Origin of the sequence: Pseudomonas sp. DWP2-2 (genome assembly GCF_049897065.1) — a bacterium.
Lineage (GTDB): Bacteria > Pseudomonadota > Gammaproteobacteria > Pseudomonadales > Pseudomonadaceae > Aquipseudomonas > Aquipseudomonas paracarnis.
In genome coordinates, this window is sequence record NZ_JAFCVN010000017.1 from 51,485 (window position 1) to 69,146 (window position 17,662).

The window sequence follows — 17,662 nt, forward strand, 5'->3', positions numbered from 1 at the left end:
TGGGCCTGCGCAGCGGCACTCAAGGTAGGGAATTAATGGCCTTTATGACCGCATCGGCGATGGTCTTTGTAATAAGCCGACGCTGACAGTTATCAATCGTCGGGCTCAGCCATGTGGGCAGGCTGTTCAGTACGGGCAAAATCGCCGTGAGCGCTCCCTCACGCAACGGCCCGCCGGGCTGATGGCCCTGCTGGCCGATCACCTTCATGAGTTGCGACTCATAGGCTCGCCTCAATCGCTCAACGCTCGCCTGCATCGGAGCGCCCAGGCAATTGGCGTCCATGACCGCTAACTTGAAGTGCCCGGTCATCTGTTCATGCAATTGAAGATGGCCTTCGATCAGTGTTGTGAGACGTTGTGCCGGCGTCAATCTACGGGTGTTGATCCGGTCGACGTGCGACAAGAGCGCCTGATACAGCTCTATCAGCCACTCATACAACATGGCTTCCTTGCTCTCTACATGGTGATAAATTGCTCCCGGGCTGATGCCAACATGCGCTGCCAATTCGCGCATGCTGACCTGGCTGAAACTACGCTCCTTGAACAGCTCCAGGGCTCTGCGCTGAAACTCCGAGCGGCTGAGCGCGAGAGCCGTCCTCATGTGTCGAGTGCCTGCTGCTTGGCAATTTCCTGGTTGCGCAGTATGAACCGCTGCAACTTACCACTGGGGGTCTTGGGCAGTTGCTCGACGAACTCGATTTCCCGTGGGTACGCATGCGCAGCCAGGCGCTGTCGGACATGCAGGCGCAAGACTTCTGCCAACTCGACACTGGGCAGGTACTCACGATTGAGCACGACAAACGCCTTGATCAGTTCGGTGCGTTGCGGGTCGGGCTTGCCGATCACCGCGGTTTCGACGACTGCCGGATGTTCGACGAGCGCGCTCTCCACATCGAAAGGCCCCACGCGGTAGCCGGACGTGGTGATCACATCGTCGTTACGGCCGACAAAGCTGATACTGGCGTCCTCATTGAGCTCCACGATATCGCCGCTCAAGTAATAACGGCCCACAAACGCCTTGGTGGGCATGTGAAGGTAGCCATTGAACCAGCACAGGGGCGAGCGCTCGCGATCCACCGCCAGTACGCCCGGCTGGCCTGTCGGCAACTCCCTTTGCGCATCGTCCAGCACGACAATCCGGTACCCCGGCACCGCATAACCGGCAGAACCCTCGCGGACCCGATGGCGTAACCCATGGTGATTGCACAGCACCATGCCGATTTCGGTTTGGCCGTAATGATCGTGAATGACCACGCCGAGCTGTTCGGCGAACCAACGGATGACTTGTGGGTTGAGCGGTTCGCCGGCGCTGCTGACGACACGCAGTTGGCCACGTACGGCGTCGGCGAACTCGGCCCCGGCGTCAATCAACAGGCGAAAGGCCGTAGGCGAGCCGGCCAGGTTGCTGATCCCGTACTTGGCGATAATCCGGCTGGTGCTTTGCGTGGTGAAAGGGCCGTCATGGAACAGCGTAGCCCGGCCGCACGCCAGTGGCCCGGTCACTGCGTAATACAAGCCATAGGCCCAGCCGGGGTCGGCGAGGTTCCAGAAACGGTCGTCTTCGCGCAGGTCGATTGAATCGCGCATATAACTTTTGAAGGCAAGGATGGCGCTCAAAGGCACCTCCAGCGGCTTGGCCGGCCCTGTGGTGCCCGAGGTGCACATCAGCAGGAACGGCGCACGGGCGTCCAGCAGCTCAGGTGTGCAGTCGGGTTGTTGATGTTCCAGCACATCCCAAAACGCGTAGTCGCTGGGACGCCGTGAGGTGGCGTCGGTCACGATGACGTGGAGGCAGTCGAAGAGCTCGTCCAGCTTGGGACGATTGTGGGCGTCGGTCACGATCCAGCGCGCGTTGGAACAGTCCAGTCGCTGTTCAATGGCCTTGGGGCCGAACGCGGTAAAGAGTGGTTGGTAGACCGCCCCGATGCGCCAGGTTCCCAAGATGGCAATCACCAGTTCAACCGTGCGTGGCATCAGGCCGGCAACCCGATCCCCCGGCTGCACGCCATGGGCTCGCAGGAAGTTGCCGAAGCGCGCCGCGTGCGCCTGCAGTTCGCTGAAGGTGTGCTGCGTGGCGTGGCCATCGCGCGTTTCACAATACAACGCCACGCCATTGCCATGGGCATGCCGGTCGCAGCATTCAATGCAGGCATTCAAGGCGCCGGGTTCGCCGTGCAAGTCCCGGGCAGCCAGCTGTAGATAATCGAAGGATGAGACTGCTGAGTCGTAATCGCGCATAACGTACCTGGTTATTATTGTTGGAATATGTGCTCTGCCCACGCAGGCTGCGCGGCCACCTCTACCTCGGTCAAATGGGGTCAGCCTGCAAGGACGGCGTCGGCGCCGATAAGGCCAGGGAGTCAAAGGTTGTCGCCCCCGGCAGGGCTTGCCAGGCCGAGGGGCCAGCGGCGATTTCCCGAGCGCTCAGCAGGCAATTGTCGAGTGCGCGCTGCAGTGCCTGGGTGTCCAGGCCCTGGCCGATAAAGACCAGCTCTTGCCGGCAATCGCCGACAATGCTGTCCCACTTGGCCATGATGTTCTGCAACCGATATTCATCCAGCGGCCATTGCGCCTGCTCGATGAAGTTCCACCAGTGCCCGACGTAGTCCCACTGGAATTGCCTGCCGCTTTGCACCAGCAGGCCGGTTTCCAAGTGCCTGCTGGCGAGCCAGAAGTAACCTTTGCTGCGTAACAGTCGCCCGTTTCGCCAGGGCTGCTGGAGAAAATCGAGTAATCGCTGTGGGTGAAAGGGGGCACGCTCGCGGTACACCCAGGAGGTCACGCCATAGGTGTCCGATTCAGAGGCCGGTGCGTCGTCGGCCTGCATTTTTTTCATCCAGCCGGGCGAGGCCACAAGGCTGGGCAAATCAAACAGGTGAGTACCGAGGATGGCGGATAACTCCACGTTACCCTGAGTCCTCGGTATGATCCGCGCGCTCGGGTTAAGGCCGGCAAGAATCGCATGCACGGCCTGGTAGCCGGGCTCGTCGATCAGGTCCAGTTTGTTGACGAGAATGACGTTGGCGTATTCCACTTGCTCGATCAGCAGGTCGGTCAGGTGGCGCGTGGGTGCGTCGTCGCGGTCCACGATGCCCGGCGATTCGAGCAATGCCTCAAACCGACTGCCATCGACCACCGTCACCAAAGTATCGAGCCGCGCCAGTTCGCTTAGGCTGAAGCCCTGCGCGTCGAGGAAGGCGAACGTCTCGGCAACCGGCATCGGCTCGGAAATCCCCGTGGACTCGATCAGCAAGTAGTCGAAACGTTGCTGGCGTGCCAGGGCGCTGATCTGCTCGAGCAAATCGGCGCGCAGCGTGCAGCAGATGCAGCCATTGCTCATCTCGATCAACTCATCGCGGCCCCGGTGCAGCGCTACGTCGCGCCGCACCTGCTCGGCATCGATGTTGACCTCGCTCATATCATTGACGATGACCGCTACGCGCAGGCCGTCGCGATTGCGCAGGATATGGTTGAGGAGGGTGGTTTTGCCGGCGCCGAGGAAGCCGGAAAGCACCGTCACCGGCAGTCGGCCTGCCAAGGCACCGTCCATCATGCGTTCACCGTGCCATCGGCGTGGTCCAGGTAGCTTTCGAACAGGTCGACCACCACGAACCCCTCATCTGCTGCGTCGCCCCAGAGATCTTTCACGCGAAACTCGACGTGGTAGGTCGGCTGATGCGCCGCGCTCAGATCGCCGTGGCCGATAGCGTCAGGGAAGGGCCACTTTTGCGCGGTGCGGTGCACAACCACGCCTTCTTTGCCGCGCACGTAGGCCGGCATGCGGGTATGCCCGGCCACATACTCGTTGCGCACCACCACCCGGTCGCCCACTTCAAAGGGCGGGCGGCCGCTGATGGCCGGGCGCCCGCTGGCATGCGCGGGGTTCGCCAGCTTGAAGTGCGAACCCAGGGCCTGGTCGAGTTCCGCCTGGGTGATCACACCGGTTTCGACCAACAGGGTGGCGGTCGCGATGACATAGCGTTCGTAGTATTGGGTGCCGACATGTTGGCGCACGTCGAGGCGCTCCACGGCATGGCGAACTTCGTCCACGCTGAACTTTTTCAAGTGATCGGCACCGACAAACATCAGGCTGTAGGCCAGGTGTTCCCAGTCCTGCTTGAACACGGGTTGGTAGCTCAGGCTGTTGATGGTGTGAGGGATTTTGCCAAAGCCTTGAAACCCACCGAGATCGTGAAAGCCATCCATTGTGAATACCTCTGAAAAATGCAAAAAACAAAGGGCACCGTTTACGCCACGTAAGGCAGCGCCACGCCGATAAGGACATCCTTGGTGATCAGTTTTCGCAGGGCCTCTTCATCCATGGATTCGCTGCCCTTGGGCCGTACAGGCAGCACCAGATAGCGGGTTTCGGCGCTGGTGTCCCATACCTTGACGATGACGTCGGCCGGCAGCTCGGTGCCCAGCTCCCGCAGGACGGTGCGCCCTTCGCGCACCAGTCGGGCGCGGAACTCGAAGCCCTTGTACCACTCCGGCGGCAAACCCAGGACAGGCCAGTTGGTGCAGGAGCACAGGCTGCACACAATCACGTTTTTCACGCTGGGCGTGTCTGGCAGCGCAACAATGTATTCACCCTGCGGGCCGGTATAGCCAAATTGGGCGCACGCCGCGGTGCCGTCTTTGAGCAGCAGTTCGCGAAACTGCGGGTCCACCCAGGCTCTGGCGACCACTTGAGCCCCGTTCTCCGGGCTCCATTGGTGTGCCATCAGCTGTGTCATGTGGTCGATGTAACCGTCGGGGATCAGATCCTTCTGTTTGAGCACTTGCAGTAGCGCTTGCGCGCGTTCTCCCGGTGTTGATGTGGTTGCTTCATGTGCGCTCATAAGTTGACTCCTCATCGTTGAGCTTCTGGGCAGCGCCTGGCGGCTTGTTCTTTTTGCGCTGCGCGGGATTACCGGCTAACAGTTTTTCCAGTCAACCGACGCCTCGAACGCTGCGCCAGCCTGGTAAATCGTGCCTTCGGCATAGTGCTTGCTGACCAGCATCATCCCGACAGGTAAACCGTCTACCAGACCACAGGGAATCGACATGGCCGGATGCCCGGTGATGTCCTGGGCAGAGGCATTGCCGATCATTTCCAGTGCACGGGCCACGTACTCGGTAATCGAGCAACCCGGCTGCGGGTGGGGTTGGGCGATGATCGGGACGGTGGGCATCACCAGCAGGTCATACCGCGCCAACGCGGCGTCATACCCGGCACGTGCCACGCGCCTGAGGTTTTGTGCCTTGGCGTAGAAACGTCCGTTGTAGCGTTCCAGACCGTATTGCCCGACGAACATGCACAGCTTGAGAGAGGCGGACAGGTCATTGGCCTGATCGCGCCATCCGGCTTGCTGGTCCAGCAACCCGAGGTCATACAGCCCTTGCCAGTTAAAACCGGCCCCATTGCCGTGCATCATCTGCATCATCAAGCCTTCACAGCCGATGGGGTGCCATAGCGAACCGGCAATGCTGTGCTCAGGCACCGACACCTCCTCGACCTGCGCGCCCAGCCGCGAAAACGCTGCAATGGCTTGACGTACGCAAGAGGCCACACGTGGGTCCTGGTTGGCCAGTTCAAAACCTTCGCGCAGGATGCCGATCCTCAGCCCGCTGACACCGCGTTCCAGGTAATCGCTGTAAGCGTCGACCTGCGGCGCGGCTTGTCGCGGATCGAGCCCATCGGCGCCGGCCATCACTTCCAGCATCAAGGCGTTGTCGCGCACGTTTGCGGTAATGGGGCCGGCGTGATCGATAGTCGCTTCGATGGCCATGATGCCGGTGTAGGGCACCAGTCCGTGGGTCGGCTTCATGCCGTAAGTGCCGCAGAAGGCGGAAGGGATGCGGATTGACCCGCCCTGGTCACCGCCGACTGCCAGGTCGACCTCGCCGGCGGCAACCAGTGCTGCGCTGCCGGAAGACGAGCCTCCCGAGGCAAAGCCCTGGCGAAAGGGGTTGTGCACCGGTGCAGGATCGGAGGTGTGGCTGCCGCCGGACAGGCAGTAGTGTTCGCACGTTGCCTTGCCGAGGATGGTCGCGCCGGCATCCAGCAAGCGCGTGACAACCGTGGCATCGAAGGCGGGAACGAAGCCTTCAAGCGGCTTGGCACCATTCATCATGGGGACGCCAGCCAGTGAAATATTGTCCTTGAGGGCGACCGTTTTACCCGCCAGCTTGCCTTCGCGCGCACCGTTGACTTCGGTGCGGAAGTACCAGGCGTTGAGCGGGTTGTGTGCGGCCGAGGGACGATAGCCCGAGCTGCGTTCATAACGGACCGGCGGGATGAAGTCCGGCAGCTCGTCAACCAGGTCATATGCGTCGAAGCTTGCCTGCATAAGCGCCAGGTATTCATCGGCTTGCTTTGCACTGAGTTGCATGTGCAGGCTGCTCGAAATATCCAATAGCTGTTCAAGGGTGGGGCGAGCGATTGCCATGGTTGGGCTGTCCTTATCGTAAGTGGCCGAAGAGCACTGCGTGCTCAATATCAGCGAGCCTGGGGCTCAAGATAGTCCGCGCATCCAGCCGGCGGCTTGGTTGAGAAAGACATCGACTTGGTTGAGCCGGACACCCAGGCGCCAAGGGCGCGCGGTCGCAGTTTCTGGCGTTAAAAAATGTGCGCGTAGCGCAGGTTCATGCGGAAGTCTTCGCGGGTGCCGTTGTCCACCGAGAGGTCTTTGCCCAATTGCAGTTGCACCTGGTCGGTGGGGCTGACGAACTTGGTGGCGGTGAGACGCAAGTTGGTGGTGCCTAGTTCGTTGTCCTGATTGACATGCTCGACGTTTGTCTCGCCACCCCAGGTACGCCCCAAGCCAATACCAAAGGTGGTGGTGGCGTCCGGCATGTAACGCCCCATGATCTGCGCTGCGTAGGACACGTCCTGCTTCATGCGGTCGGCATTTGCACCGTAATCCGTATTGTCGCCATACCAGGTCGCGCCGCCGACCAGGTCCATCGCCCATTTCTCTGTGAAGTGCTTGACGTAGGCGCTCTGCAGTTCGAATTTCCAGCGGTTCTCCCCTAGGTTAAGCGCGTCGTCCTTGTCATACGTCCCCGAAGGCACATACACATAGGGGGCGATACTGAGGGTGTCGCGGGCTTCGTTGAACCGCCATTTCACCGGCGCGGTGAGGATCAAGTCGCCCACGCCTCGAGTACTGCCCAGTGCTGAGGCGTCACCTGCGCCGGAGACGTGCCCGAAAGGCAAGAGGAATTGCGGGTCGATAGTGACTGTGTCGCTGAGCGCATACACATGGAGCAGACGCAGGATGCCAACGTCGGAGGTCACCCTGAAGTCAGAGCTGACCTTGTGGCCGTTGGCGTAAGCCGAGTCCGTAGTGGCGTGCTGATAATAAATCGCACCGATAGTGGCGCCGACCGGATATTGCTCGTAATCGCCAGGCGCGACTTCACCCGCGTTGGCGTGGAGGGCGGGCAACAGGGTTGAGAGAGTCAGCAGGTGGATCTTGTTCATTGTTTATTCCTCGCACAGGGGACCGGGCCACCCGTGAAGGGTGGCAGGCGGTAGAAGCCGGGTTGTTAAACGCCGCGGGCGCTCAGGCTGTGGGCGGCAAGGCGTCGCGCAACATGCCGGTTTGCGAGTGACAGTTGATGTACTCGAAGACCTGGCTCTTGGCGTCGGACACGGACACCTCGTGGTACAGCCTCAACTTCTTCAAACCCGCGGCCACGCGAAAGAACGTCACGAAAATACGCAGGTGGGTAGGGTGGGATTCAGCCCAGCGTTCGAGTTTCTCCACCGAGCGCCAGTGACCGATGTTGTAGCTCAGGTCGAGAACATTGCCGTCCAGGTCAATATTGCGCACGAACCTGTTGCTGTAGCAGCCCAGCGGCTGACCGTTGTCACGCAGGAAGTCCATGCCGTCCTGCAACGTCGGTAAAATTTCGTCGAGGTAGAGGGAGCGCTCGTCTGCCTCGGCATCCGCCCAGTCCTGGCCTGAACGAATCAGTGTGAGGTTGTCGTGCCCCAGCACCACGACGCGTCCGCCCTTGGCGGGGTCGCCCGCGACCACTTGCAGCTCGCTCGTGGGCTTCATCCAGTCGGTCTGGGAGATCGGGAAACGGTCGCGCATCGAGCCCCAATAGCCGTGCTCTTCGATCTCGCCACTGGTGGCATCCATGATTGCGCCGACACCGGGCAGGTTTTCCTGGAAGGCGTATAGCGTCTCGAACTGCTCGGCGCGTGGCGCGGTGATTTCGCGGAAGTAACCCAGGCCTTCACCCAGGCGATCCGGTGAACTCCACCAGTCATTCACCTGGGGTGAGCGCAACCAGCGGCAATGGGCGGCAGGGTCTTTCCAGTACCCGACCACAATCAGATTATCAAAGCCGCTGCTGTCGGTGTGCTGGGTCAAATCGTAGTTCTGCGGGCCCTCTGCCAGGCTGAAACTGCCGACGATGTGGCGCATAGCCTGCAAGGCCGCCTCGCGCTGGGCATCTCCTTGATATTGCACGCCCAGATAAGCCATCACCACTTGTTGCAGTTGCTCATCGGCGCGCGCCACCCACATCGGGAACGGCGGTTGATACTCTTCGGGTACACGGCGGGACAGGGTGCGTGGGCATTTCAGATGTGTGTCGATTGCAGATTCCATCTTGAGCTCCTCGTTATTTTCGTTCAGGCCTACGGGTGGGCGTCATCGCGTCGGCGGCAGGGGGCGCTTGGCGACCTGCCGTCGCTGCAGTAGCTGCATGGCCCCCCATTCAATCAACCAATAAGCCGACTCCTCAGGCGCGAGGTCGCGCCGTTGCAGAAGCCAGGAGGAATCAGCCAGTCGTGGTGCAGAGTGTCGATGCATGGCGTGCCTCATCAGCGGGGTATGAGCTGCTGCGAGGTGGAAATTAGGCCGGCAGAGAAGGCCGCGCTTTGTTAGGCGAGACAACCGCTTGGTTGGCAAAGACAGTCCTGCTACGGAGGTTCACCTGTGGTCTGCGCTGGTGCACACGGGCTGATGGCGTGATGTGATGTGCCCTTAAACGGGCATAGACGCGAGACCTGTGGCGAGGGAGCTTGCTCCCGTGACGGCCTGACAGCCGCCTCCCTCTATCTGACACCCGTCGGTGCAAATGTGGAAGCTGGCTTGCCACTGCATTTGGCGTGTTAATTGCTTCGATGGCTGACAATCGGCCGCACGTTACAACTTCTCGAGCGCCTATTGCATCGTTGTCGAGGTCAGCGTCATGAACCCGAACACTCAGTATTCGACCCTTGCCGTCCCTGCAACACGTCGGTTTGATTATTGGAAAGAAGTGGTCTGTCGTCATTGCCTGGCGGCCGATAGCAAACCCTTGTCCCAGAGCCGCTTTGATGGCTCGCTCACCCTTAATACAGTCGGCGCGCTGGACATCTGTACGCTGTCTTCGCCGCTGCATTACTGGGAGCGTTCCGAGCAGCACCTGCGCAGCGGTCCGGCCGAAGATTTATGGTTGGGTTTCGCTCGAAAGGGCCATGGGCAAATCGAACAAGGCTCAAGAAAAGCCAACCTGGCGACGGGCAACTTGTTTCTTTATGACGCAACCCAGGCGTTTCGCTTCAGCCTGGGTGGTACCGAAAACCACTTGATCCGTATTCCCAGAGCGTTGCTCACCGAACGCCTGCCGCGTATTGCCGAGTACACCGCGATGGTCCTCGACGACCGGCGCCCAGGCGTCGTGCCCTTGCGTGAAATGCTGCACCAGGCCGCGAGCACGCCTGCAGGATGAGCGCATCTCGAATCGTTACTCAAGTGCTGTGCTTGATCTGCTTGTAATCAGCCTGGAACTCCAGGACCTGAAAACCAGCCATCAGGAAATGGACCTCTACGGCCGCATCATGCAGTACATCCAACGCCACCTGACCGAGCCGGACCTGTCGATTGAAGCCATCGCCAAAGCCCACAATGTGTCCACCCGCACCGTTACACGGGCCTTCGCACGCTACCAGAAAACCCCCGTTGCAGAGATCTGGAAAGAGCGCTTGAATGCCAGCCGAGAAGCAATCGAGCGTGGCCAGGTACGCAGTGTGTCCGAAGCGGCGCTGGACTTTGGGTTTTCTGATTTCTCGCATTTCAGCCATGCGTTTCGCAAGGCGTTTGGCGTGGCACCGAATACGCTTTTACGCCGCGATTGAATTGCAAGAAGGAGCGCTTGTGCCGGGTAGCGAGCCTCTGAAAAGCCAGGAATGAAAGAGGCTATCCGGATCCCCGCAAAGCATTTTGATTGGGCTCCAGGACAATGTTTTCAGGTTGATAACGCTTTTGTTTGCCCTCATTCGCATCGAGTGTGCGATTGATCGCCAATGGCGATTTCCGAAGGACTCCAGTCTGGCAGGCGCTGGTACTCAGTGTTTTTCTCTCGCAGGGATCGTTTTTGTGGTTTGGCCGAGATTCTTGAGCTTATCGGTCAGCATCATTCGTTCAGTGCAGCACCGAGTGCAGCCAGCGCTACGGCATTGCGATTCGATATAGCGGGACGAGGTTGCTTCGGCGTGATCGCCAACGTGAGCGCCCCTTCTACGGCAGCTGTAACCGCGTGCGCCTGAGTGCCAGTGGGTGGTTGCACGGGTGTCTTTCCTCCAGCAAAAGCCACTATTTGGGCGATATCCTCTGCTCAAAGGCTGGCATAATGCCTTGCTTTTACCGCAAGGACGCATGGACGCCATGTTAAAACCAGCCTACCTTCTTTTGTTTTTCTTCACCCTCGCGGGCTGTCAAAGCCTGCTTCGACCTGCTGATTACGATTCCCTCCACGTTGGTTTTCGCTGCATGGGCCTTGCCGGTATAGAGCCCTTCAACCGAGACAACTTGCGTTATATCGAACGCTTCGCCGGTTACGGCAACGCCACCTGCATGGCCATGCTGGGCAAGCTGTATCAGGAAGGCGGGCACGGCGTCGATCAGGATTTTCGCAAGGCCCGTGCCTTGTTCGTAGAGTCCGCCAAGATTAAACCGGCCACCAATGTGCTGTTGGGTCAGATGGCCGAACGCGGCGAGGGTGAGCCCGTGGACTATGCCAAGGCGCGCCAGTTCTATCGCCTGTCTGGCAACAATGCCGTGCTGGCGCTGGGGCGTTTAATGGAGGAAGGCAAGGGTGGCCCGCAGGATTTGCCTGGCGCCTTGGCACTCTATCTGGGCGCAATCCGTTACTGTGGCGACGAAGAGTGGCAAGCCATGAATCGTCTGCGTCTGGCAGGACAACCGCTGACTGAAGACCAAATGAAACGTTATCAGCAAATCTGGCTGACGAGTTTTCTCAAACTGCAGACTCGGCGGCTGGCTGTCCGGGAAGTGTTTGAAGCGGTCAATGCCACGGGCGAGAAGAAGAGCGTGCGGCTGTCCTATCGCTTCACGTCAGACAGCGGTACGCCGAAAGTAACGATGCTCACAGGTTCGGGCGACGCGAATGTCGACGCATGGGTCATGAAGGCCGCGTCGCAAATCACAATGGGCAACGCCGCGCCGCTGACCGACAGTTCGGGCGTGCGGGAGATCGTGGCGCCGCTGGTCTTCGTGCCTCAAGACACCCAGCGCATGATGGGGTTGTGCGGGAGAAAGCCCTGCGGTTGACGGGTTTCTCGCGATTTGTAGCGCTCATGAATATCTGCACGCTGAGAGTCCAACATGGAGAAGGCCAGGACGCGGTCAACTGCTTCCAAGAGGTCTCGGTGCACCGCGTCGTCGAATGGAGTGGATGAGTTTCCCAGGGATGAGAAGGGGCAGAAATGATCAGCTAAACAGCCTGCCACATGGTCCCTATAAACTTTCGGGATCGCCAAAAAACATCTGAATCCGCGACCTCAACCACCGCTCCCCCGGATCATTATCCTGCGACCCCCGCCACGCCATGTGCAGCTCAAACGAGCGCACCGGCAACGGCGGGTCCTCGGCACGCAAACCACCCGCTGACGTCAGCGCTTCCGCCGCATAATCCGGCACGGTGGCCAGAATGTCAGTACCCGCCAGCAACGTACCCAAGCCATTGAACTGTGGCACCGCGAGCACTACGTGGCGCTTGCGGCCGAGTTTTTCCAGCTCTTCATCGATAAACCCGCTCAAGTCACCGGCAAAGGACACGAGCGCGTGGGGCCGTGAGCAGAAGTCGTCCAGGCTCAGCGAGCCCGGTACGCTGTCGGCGCGCAGCAGTTTGGGCAGGCTGCGGCGCAGTACCTTGCGCTTGGCGTTGGCGGGCAGGTCGGCGGTGTAGCTGACGCCGATGGAGATTTCGCCGGAGGCGAGCAGGCCGGGCATCAGGATGTAGTTGACGCGGCGTACTACCAGCACGATGCCGGGGGCTTCGGAGCGCAGGCGTTTGAGCAACTGCGGGAGCAAGGCGAACTCGACGTCGTCGGACAGGCCAATGCGAAACACGGCGGTGCTGGTGGCCGGGTCGAATTCGGCGGCGCGGCTGACGGCGGTGGAGATCGAGTCCAGGGCCGGGGAGAGCAGGGCGAAGATTTCCACGGCGCGGGCCGAGGGTTCCATGCTGCGCCCGGTGCGCACGAACAGGGGGTCATCGAACAACCCGCGCAGGCGTGACAACGCTGCGCTGATGGCCGGCTGGCCGAGGAACAATTTCTCGGCGGCGCGGGTCACACTGCGCTCATGCATCAAGGTTTCGAATACGATCAAGAGGTTAAGGTCGACACGACGCAGGTCGTTACGGTTCATCTTGTGTCCTGGAAGAGTCAGCAAACTTGATGTGAGCGGTCACGTACCAACCCCCTGAGGTTCGCTTCAGAAGGATGACCGGCATGAATCTTACGGGGAAAGGCTGGTACTCTGCACCGGCTAATTGATTTTTCCTACGATAGTTGAGGTGTGTTCCTCGCTCGCGGAATCAATGACAGGCATGTCGACTATTAATGGTGACCGGTGGTCTTACCCCCAAAGCCCAGATAAAGTTCATGGCATTAGAGGTTACTTTGACGAGGTTTGCGATGTCCCGCACGATCCGTTTTCACAAGTTTGGTCCGGCCGAGGTGCTCAAATGCGAAGAGCATGCGGCCGCGCAGCCCGCACCGGGCGAAGTGCAGGTGCGTGTCGACGCGATCGGCATCAGTTGGTACGACATTCTGTGGCGCCAGAACCTGGCGTCTTCCCACGCACGCCTGCCTTCTGGCCTGGGCCATGAGATGGCCGGGGTTGTGGTTGCCCTGGGCGATGGCGTGGATGACTTGGCGGTCGGCGATAAAGTCGCCAGTTTTCCGGCCGAGAGCCCCAATGATTACCCGGTGTATGGCGAGCAGATCGTCTTGCCCCGTTCGGCCCTGACCCGGTACCCGGATGTCTTGAGCCCGATTGAAGCCAGCGTGCATTACACGCCGTTGCTCATCGCGTACTTTGCGTATATGGACCTGGCGCGGGTCAAACCCGGCCAGTTTGCCCTGGTGACCGACGCCAGCCACTGTGCCGGCCCTTCGTTTGTGCAGCTGGGCAAGGCCCTGGGTGTGCGGGTGATTGCTGCCACCAAAGACAGTGCTGAACGTGAATACCTGCTGTCCCTCGGGGCGGAAAAGGTCATCGTTACCGAAGAACAAGACCTGCTGATGCAGATCAACAAGTTCACCGACAACCGTGGCGTCGACGTGGTGTTCGATGGCCTGGGTGGCCCGCAGATGTCGCTGCTCGGTGATGTCCTGGCGCCGCGTGGCAGCCTGGTGCTGTATGGCCTGCAAGGTGGCAACCAGACGCCGTTCCCGGCCTGTGCGGCGTTCCAGAAGAACATTCAGTTCTTTGTGCACTGTATCGGCAACTTCACCGGCAAGCCGGAGCTGGGCATTATCCAGGACCAGGTGGCGTTGCAGCGTGCGTTGCGCGATATCAACCAACTGACAGCCGACCGTGTGCTTGTCCCACTGAAAACCACGGTATTTCCGTTCAGTCAGTTCGTCGAAGCGCACCGATACATGGATGAATGCCCTTGCCGCGAACGGGTGGCGTTGCAGGTTGAAGCTGTTTGAGCTGTAGGAGTATTCGCAAATGAATACTCCGGCGCCTGAGCTGATGAGGCAAATGCGCCATTTGACAGGGCTTAACCCGCACCGGGGTTGAGCCGCCGCACGGGCGCTGCGCCCCGTAAACAATACCGTTATTGCCCTACGCCGCCCTGAAATCCAGTGCGGCGCTGTTGTGTGGGCGTCATTTAAGTTGGGTTGGCAGGCCATCTGAACTGCTTTTCGACGCTGTTCTGTATCTGTTAATCATTGTTTGAGTGCCGATAATTGAGCCTTCTTTGTCATCTCAAGGATTGAGCCATGATTGAATGCCGGGCATTAACATCTCGCGCTTGCGGAACTAACGATGGTCTGATTTTTTTTTCGAAAAGTACAAAGTGTGCACCCCGTCGTTTTGCAAGAAGCCAGGATGAGTGGATGATTAATATTTGTCGGATGCTTCTCTAATTTCTTAGTTAAAGCAGTGTAGGACGTTGTCAGAGCCTTCCTAAGGCTGGCGGTCTTTGGCGCTGTAAGGCGCGCAGCTACGTGGTTCACGTCCTGGGATAGTCATCGACTGTTCTTTTGGTTGTACCTGCACTTTTGTTGCAGAGTGCTAATGTTGAATCCATGTCGTGCTGCGCAACGGATGACAAGCCTACAAGTGTAATAGGTCGAGCGCTCCTGTGTGGTAGTTGCTCGAAACTAATATTTCAACTCAGGTAGTAGAACGATGAGCACTATTCACGAACAAGCCATGAGCTATGTTTACCAGCAAGTTTTGCAACGTTTAGTGGGGCACTTTACCCGTGCTGAACGTACGGTGCTTCAATTGCTGATCCAGCGAATCGTGGTGGCCGCCGGTGGCATGGAGCAAGTGGGGAATTACAAAGTACTGATCGGGCACGGCGGCGGCGCAGTCAGCAGCTACACCTTGGCGATGCTGCGCGCTGCGCAACTGACCATCGCTGGGCGCGCGCCCAAGACTTTTCATTTGCGTGTGGCCACGTTGCGGCACGCGGGTATGACTCAGGCCACGCTCGATTCGCTGCACCACGGCTACGGCGCGCTATTTTTCCACGATGACCCACGGGTGGAACTGTTGATGGTGGAAAACCACGAAGTGCTGCCCTTCAATCATCAACGGCCTGCGGCCAGTGCCGGGCGTGAAGTGAGCCGGCGCAACAAGCTGATGATCGGGCACCTGACGTCCGGCGACATTCGTGCCACCCTGTGCAACGACACTTTTTTGGCCCTCGGCGATTTCTACCAGCGGGTCGCCACCTGGAATGGCGGCGTGCATGCTCTGGTCAGCGGCGACTCGGTGCGCAAGCAAAGCCAATATATCGCGTGGCTGAAAAAAAGCGCCTTGGCAACCGGCCTGACATTCGCACCCGCTAACCCGTCGTCGCTCAGTGCATGGTTTGCACGCATGGAGGAATGGAGTGTCGGTTGCTACCGCCACCTGTATGGCGAGCACTACGCAGGCGCTGAGAGTCCTGGCCGGGGCGGGCACCGTCATGTGGCATATATCGGCATTGCCGACCTGCTTGACGACGTGGACGTTGCCCAAGCGCCACTGCTCACTCAATTCCTCGCCCACAAGCGGGACCCATTCGAGTTCCACTTCAGCCATCCTGCTTACCCCAACCCTTTACTCATGGCGCATATGCATGGGTTGCAGGCCCAGTGCCTGCGCGAACTCTCCTACGAACATGGCGTCGAGGGGTTCTTGCGTCAGGCGGCGGACTACCTGCATCGAAGACAGGTACCTGTTGCGTTGATCACCGAAGCGTGTGCTCTGCAGGGCCAACTGTTGTCTACAGCTTGTGCTCAGGCGTTCTCTGGCCTGGACGAAAGCCAATTGACCTGCCTGGTGTTCGCGCCGTTCGTCCAGCATGGCGAACGCCTGGAGGGTTACTTGCGTCAATGCCATCCCGGCATGCTGGTAGCGCTCCCCGAGCTCCACAAGGCCCTGCAGGGCAAGCCCGTCGCGGACATGCTGCACCAGTGGCTGATGGATATCAGCGGGTTGTCGCTGCCGTTGTTGCAGCACCTGTACCGCAAATGCCCGCTGCCGGGCAAACGCAGTGCGCGTGTATGTGAACCTCGTTTCAAGCGGTCCAAGGCTCGTATCACTCAAATGTCGGGACGCTAGTCGCGTGTATTCACCTATGGAAACTGGTGATCAGCGATGAACCTGAGGGGAGAGCGACAGGCAGACTTTGCCTATCAGGCGGTGTATCGCTACATGATCAACCTGATCAATGAAGTCAGCCGGGAAGCACCGGTCAAGCTACCGTCCCTGCGCCAGTTGGCGACGCGGTTGAACGTGTCAATCTCGACGATTCAGTACGCTTACTCGCTGTTGGAAAAAGAAGGGCGAGTGTACTCGGTGGCCAAGTCCGGCTACTTCGCCTGGCCCGTGGCCGCAACCATGCCCATCATGGCGGGTACGGACTTGCTCGAGCGCTTGTATACAGCCGCCCGGCGCCCGGCGATGGTTGTGCTCAGCAATGATGAACCGGCGCTGTTGGGGTCCCTCGATGGCGCGTTGCTGGCGCTGGAGCGCCAACTGGTGCGCCGGTATCCCCATCATCTGCAACCGTCGCAACCTTGTGGCGTGTGGGAGTTGCGTGCTGCATTGGCAGCACGTTATACCGCGTCGCCCACCCATTGTTGGCAAGCTGATGAGGTGTATATCGGTGCCGACCTTCAGGGCGTTCTGGAAATTCTCGTTGATGCCCTGGACCTTAAAGGCACGGTGGTGGTAGTTGAATCGCCGTGCGATTACCTGGTCTTGCGCCTGCTACAGGCCGCTGGCGTGCGGGTCATTGAATGGCCCTGGCGTGCCGACGGCCGCCCGGACTTGACCACATTGGAGCACCTGCTGCGTCATGAACCAGTGCACCTCGTGCTGCTCTCATCCGTGGTCAGCATGCCTTCGGGTAACGCCATGACCGACCCCGAGCGGCTGCACGTAGCGCGTCTGCTCGACCAGCACGGCTGCTGGTTGCTGGAGAACGATACCTTTGGTGACCTGAGCTTTGCGCCGCCCGGATCGGCCTTGCGCAGCCTGGTCAACCCAGAGCGGCTGATCGTGTTTTCTTCGTTCGAAAAGGTTTTGGGCCCGGAAGCGCCCTTTGGTTACCTGCTGGCGCGGCAGATGAGCAATGAATTGCAACGCCAGTTCTTGCTGCGTTCGTTTCGACTGTCCGCCATTCGTCAACGCGCCATTGCGCGGCTGTACGAAAGCGGTCGGTTCGACCAGCACCTTCACACGCTGCGCCAGCGCCTGCATGAGCAGGCGCACGCCATGAGTCACCGCTTGGATGCGCGTATGCAAGGGTGTGTGCATTACCGCATGCCCGTGGCCGGGGCGAGTTTTTGGTTGCAGTCGACGGCGCCGGTGGATATGCGCCTGGTGTTTCAGCGCATGCTCGCCCAGCAGGTGGTGATTGCCCCAGGCGAACTGTTCAGCCTCAGTGGTTTGCATCACCAGCATATGCGCTTGAGCCATACCTTCAGCGGCCATCCCAACCTGGACATCGCCCTGGATACGCTGGCGCAGACGCTCCTGCAGGCGCAGACCGAGTAGGAGCGAGCTTGCTCGCGAAAAACGTCAACGATAACGCGCGCTGCCTGAATAAACGCGGCGCCTGTGAGTTTTTCGCGAGCAAGCTCGCTCCTACAACTATCCAATGTGTGAGCCGGCTTGCCTGCGATAGCGGCCTGACA

At 59.7% G+C, this 17,662-nt stretch carries 13 protein-coding genes and 1 pseudogene; 5 read left to right on the plus strand and 9 right to left on the minus strand.

Features of this window, described 5'->3' with window-relative positions; translation table 11 throughout:
- Positions 1 to 19 precede the first annotated feature (19 nt).
- The 8 genes from ACP7CZ_RS25310 to ACP7CZ_RS25345 form a co-directional block, all read right to left on the minus strand.
- Positions 20 to 601: a TetR/AcrR family transcriptional regulator gene (locus ACP7CZ_RS25310; protein ID WP_034127369.1), complete on the minus strand. Its 582-nt coding sequence runs from the start codon at positions 599 to 601 to the stop codon at positions 20 to 22.
- Positions 598 to 2,238, minus strand: a complete 1,641-nt coding sequence (locus ACP7CZ_RS25315) for an AMP-binding protein (RefSeq protein WP_294165726.1) — start codon at positions 2,236 to 2,238, stop codon at positions 598 to 600. Before ACP7CZ_RS25315 ends, ACP7CZ_RS25310 begins: the two co-directional genes overlap by 4 nt.
- 70 nt (positions 2,239 to 2,308) lie before the next feature.
- Positions 2,309 to 3,553, minus strand: a complete 1,245-nt coding sequence (locus ACP7CZ_RS25320) for a GTP-binding protein (protein WP_294165724.1) — start codon at positions 3,551 to 3,553, stop codon at positions 2,309 to 2,311.
- The gene (gene nthB / locus ACP7CZ_RS25325; RefSeq protein WP_096144579.1) at positions 3,550 to 4,206 is read right to left on the minus strand and encodes a nitrile hydratase subunit beta; all 657 of its coding nucleotides are present in this window, start codon (positions 4,204 to 4,206) and stop codon (positions 3,550 to 3,552) included. Before nthB ends, ACP7CZ_RS25320 begins: the two co-directional genes overlap by 4 nt.
- 41 nt (positions 4,207 to 4,247) lie before the next feature.
- A complete protein-coding gene (gene nthA / locus ACP7CZ_RS25330; RefSeq protein WP_054895913.1) occupies positions 4,248 to 4,841 on the minus strand; it encodes a nitrile hydratase subunit alpha in 594 nt (197 codons plus the stop codon).
- Between the two features lie 75 nt (positions 4,842 to 4,916).
- Positions 4,917 to 6,431 carry an amidase gene (locus ACP7CZ_RS25335; RefSeq protein WP_034127374.1) on the minus strand — a complete coding sequence of 505 codons (1,515 nt, stop codon included), beginning with the start codon at positions 6,429 to 6,431 and terminating at the stop codon, positions 4,917 to 4,919.
- Between the two features lie 170 nt (positions 6,432 to 6,601).
- Entirely contained in the window at positions 6,602 to 7,468 is an 867-nt protein-coding gene (locus tag ACP7CZ_RS25340) for a transporter (protein WP_072448579.1), read from the minus strand.
- 82 nt (positions 7,469 to 7,550) lie between these two features.
- Complete coding sequence (locus tag ACP7CZ_RS25345; RefSeq protein ID WP_294165719.1) at positions 7,551 to 8,609, minus strand: aliphatic aldoxime dehydratase; 1,059 nt, start codon at positions 8,607 to 8,609, stop codon at positions 7,551 to 7,553.
- A 586-nt stretch (positions 8,610 to 9,195) separates the two neighbouring features.
- Between ACP7CZ_RS25345 and ACP7CZ_RS25350 the strand changes: the two are divergent.
- Positions 9,196 to 10,123 (plus strand): annotated as a pseudogene (locus ACP7CZ_RS25350) (helix-turn-helix domain-containing protein).
- 529 nt (positions 10,124 to 10,652) lie between these two features.
- Positions 10,653 to 11,558, plus strand: a complete 906-nt coding sequence (locus ACP7CZ_RS25355) for a tetratricopeptide repeat protein (protein WP_169918805.1) — start codon at positions 10,653 to 10,655, stop codon at positions 11,556 to 11,558.
- Positions 11,559 to 11,744: 186 nt separating this feature from the next.
- On the opposite strand, the gene ACP7CZ_RS25360 is transcribed toward ACP7CZ_RS25355, so the two are convergent.
- Positions 11,745 to 12,659, minus strand: coding sequence for a LysR family transcriptional regulator (locus ACP7CZ_RS25360; protein ID WP_034127379.1), 915 nt, complete (start codon positions 12,657 to 12,659; stop codon positions 11,745 to 11,747).
- A 269-nt stretch (positions 12,660 to 12,928) separates the two neighbouring features.
- Between ACP7CZ_RS25360 and ACP7CZ_RS25365 the strand changes: the two genes are divergently transcribed.
- The 3 genes from ACP7CZ_RS25365 to ACP7CZ_RS25375 all read left to right on the plus strand — a co-directional run bounded on the left by ACP7CZ_RS25365 (position 12,929) and on the right by ACP7CZ_RS25375 (position 17,522).
- Complete coding sequence (locus tag ACP7CZ_RS25365) at positions 12,929 to 13,951, plus strand: zinc-dependent alcohol dehydrogenase family protein (protein ID WP_032891964.1); 1,023 nt, start codon at positions 12,929 to 12,931, stop codon at positions 13,949 to 13,951.
- Positions 13,952 to 14,657: 706 nt separating this feature from the next.
- On the plus strand, positions 14,658 to 16,082 hold the full coding sequence (locus ACP7CZ_RS25370) for a hypothetical protein (RefSeq protein WP_172415478.1): 1,425 nt from the start codon (positions 14,658 to 14,660) through the stop codon (positions 16,080 to 16,082).
- A gap of 36 nt (positions 16,083 to 16,118) precedes the next feature.
- Positions 16,119 to 17,522, plus strand: a complete 1,404-nt coding sequence (locus tag ACP7CZ_RS25375) for a PLP-dependent aminotransferase family protein (RefSeq protein ID WP_034127380.1) — start codon at positions 16,119 to 16,121, stop codon at positions 17,520 to 17,522.
- Positions 17,523 to 17,662: the final 140 nt, after the last annotated feature.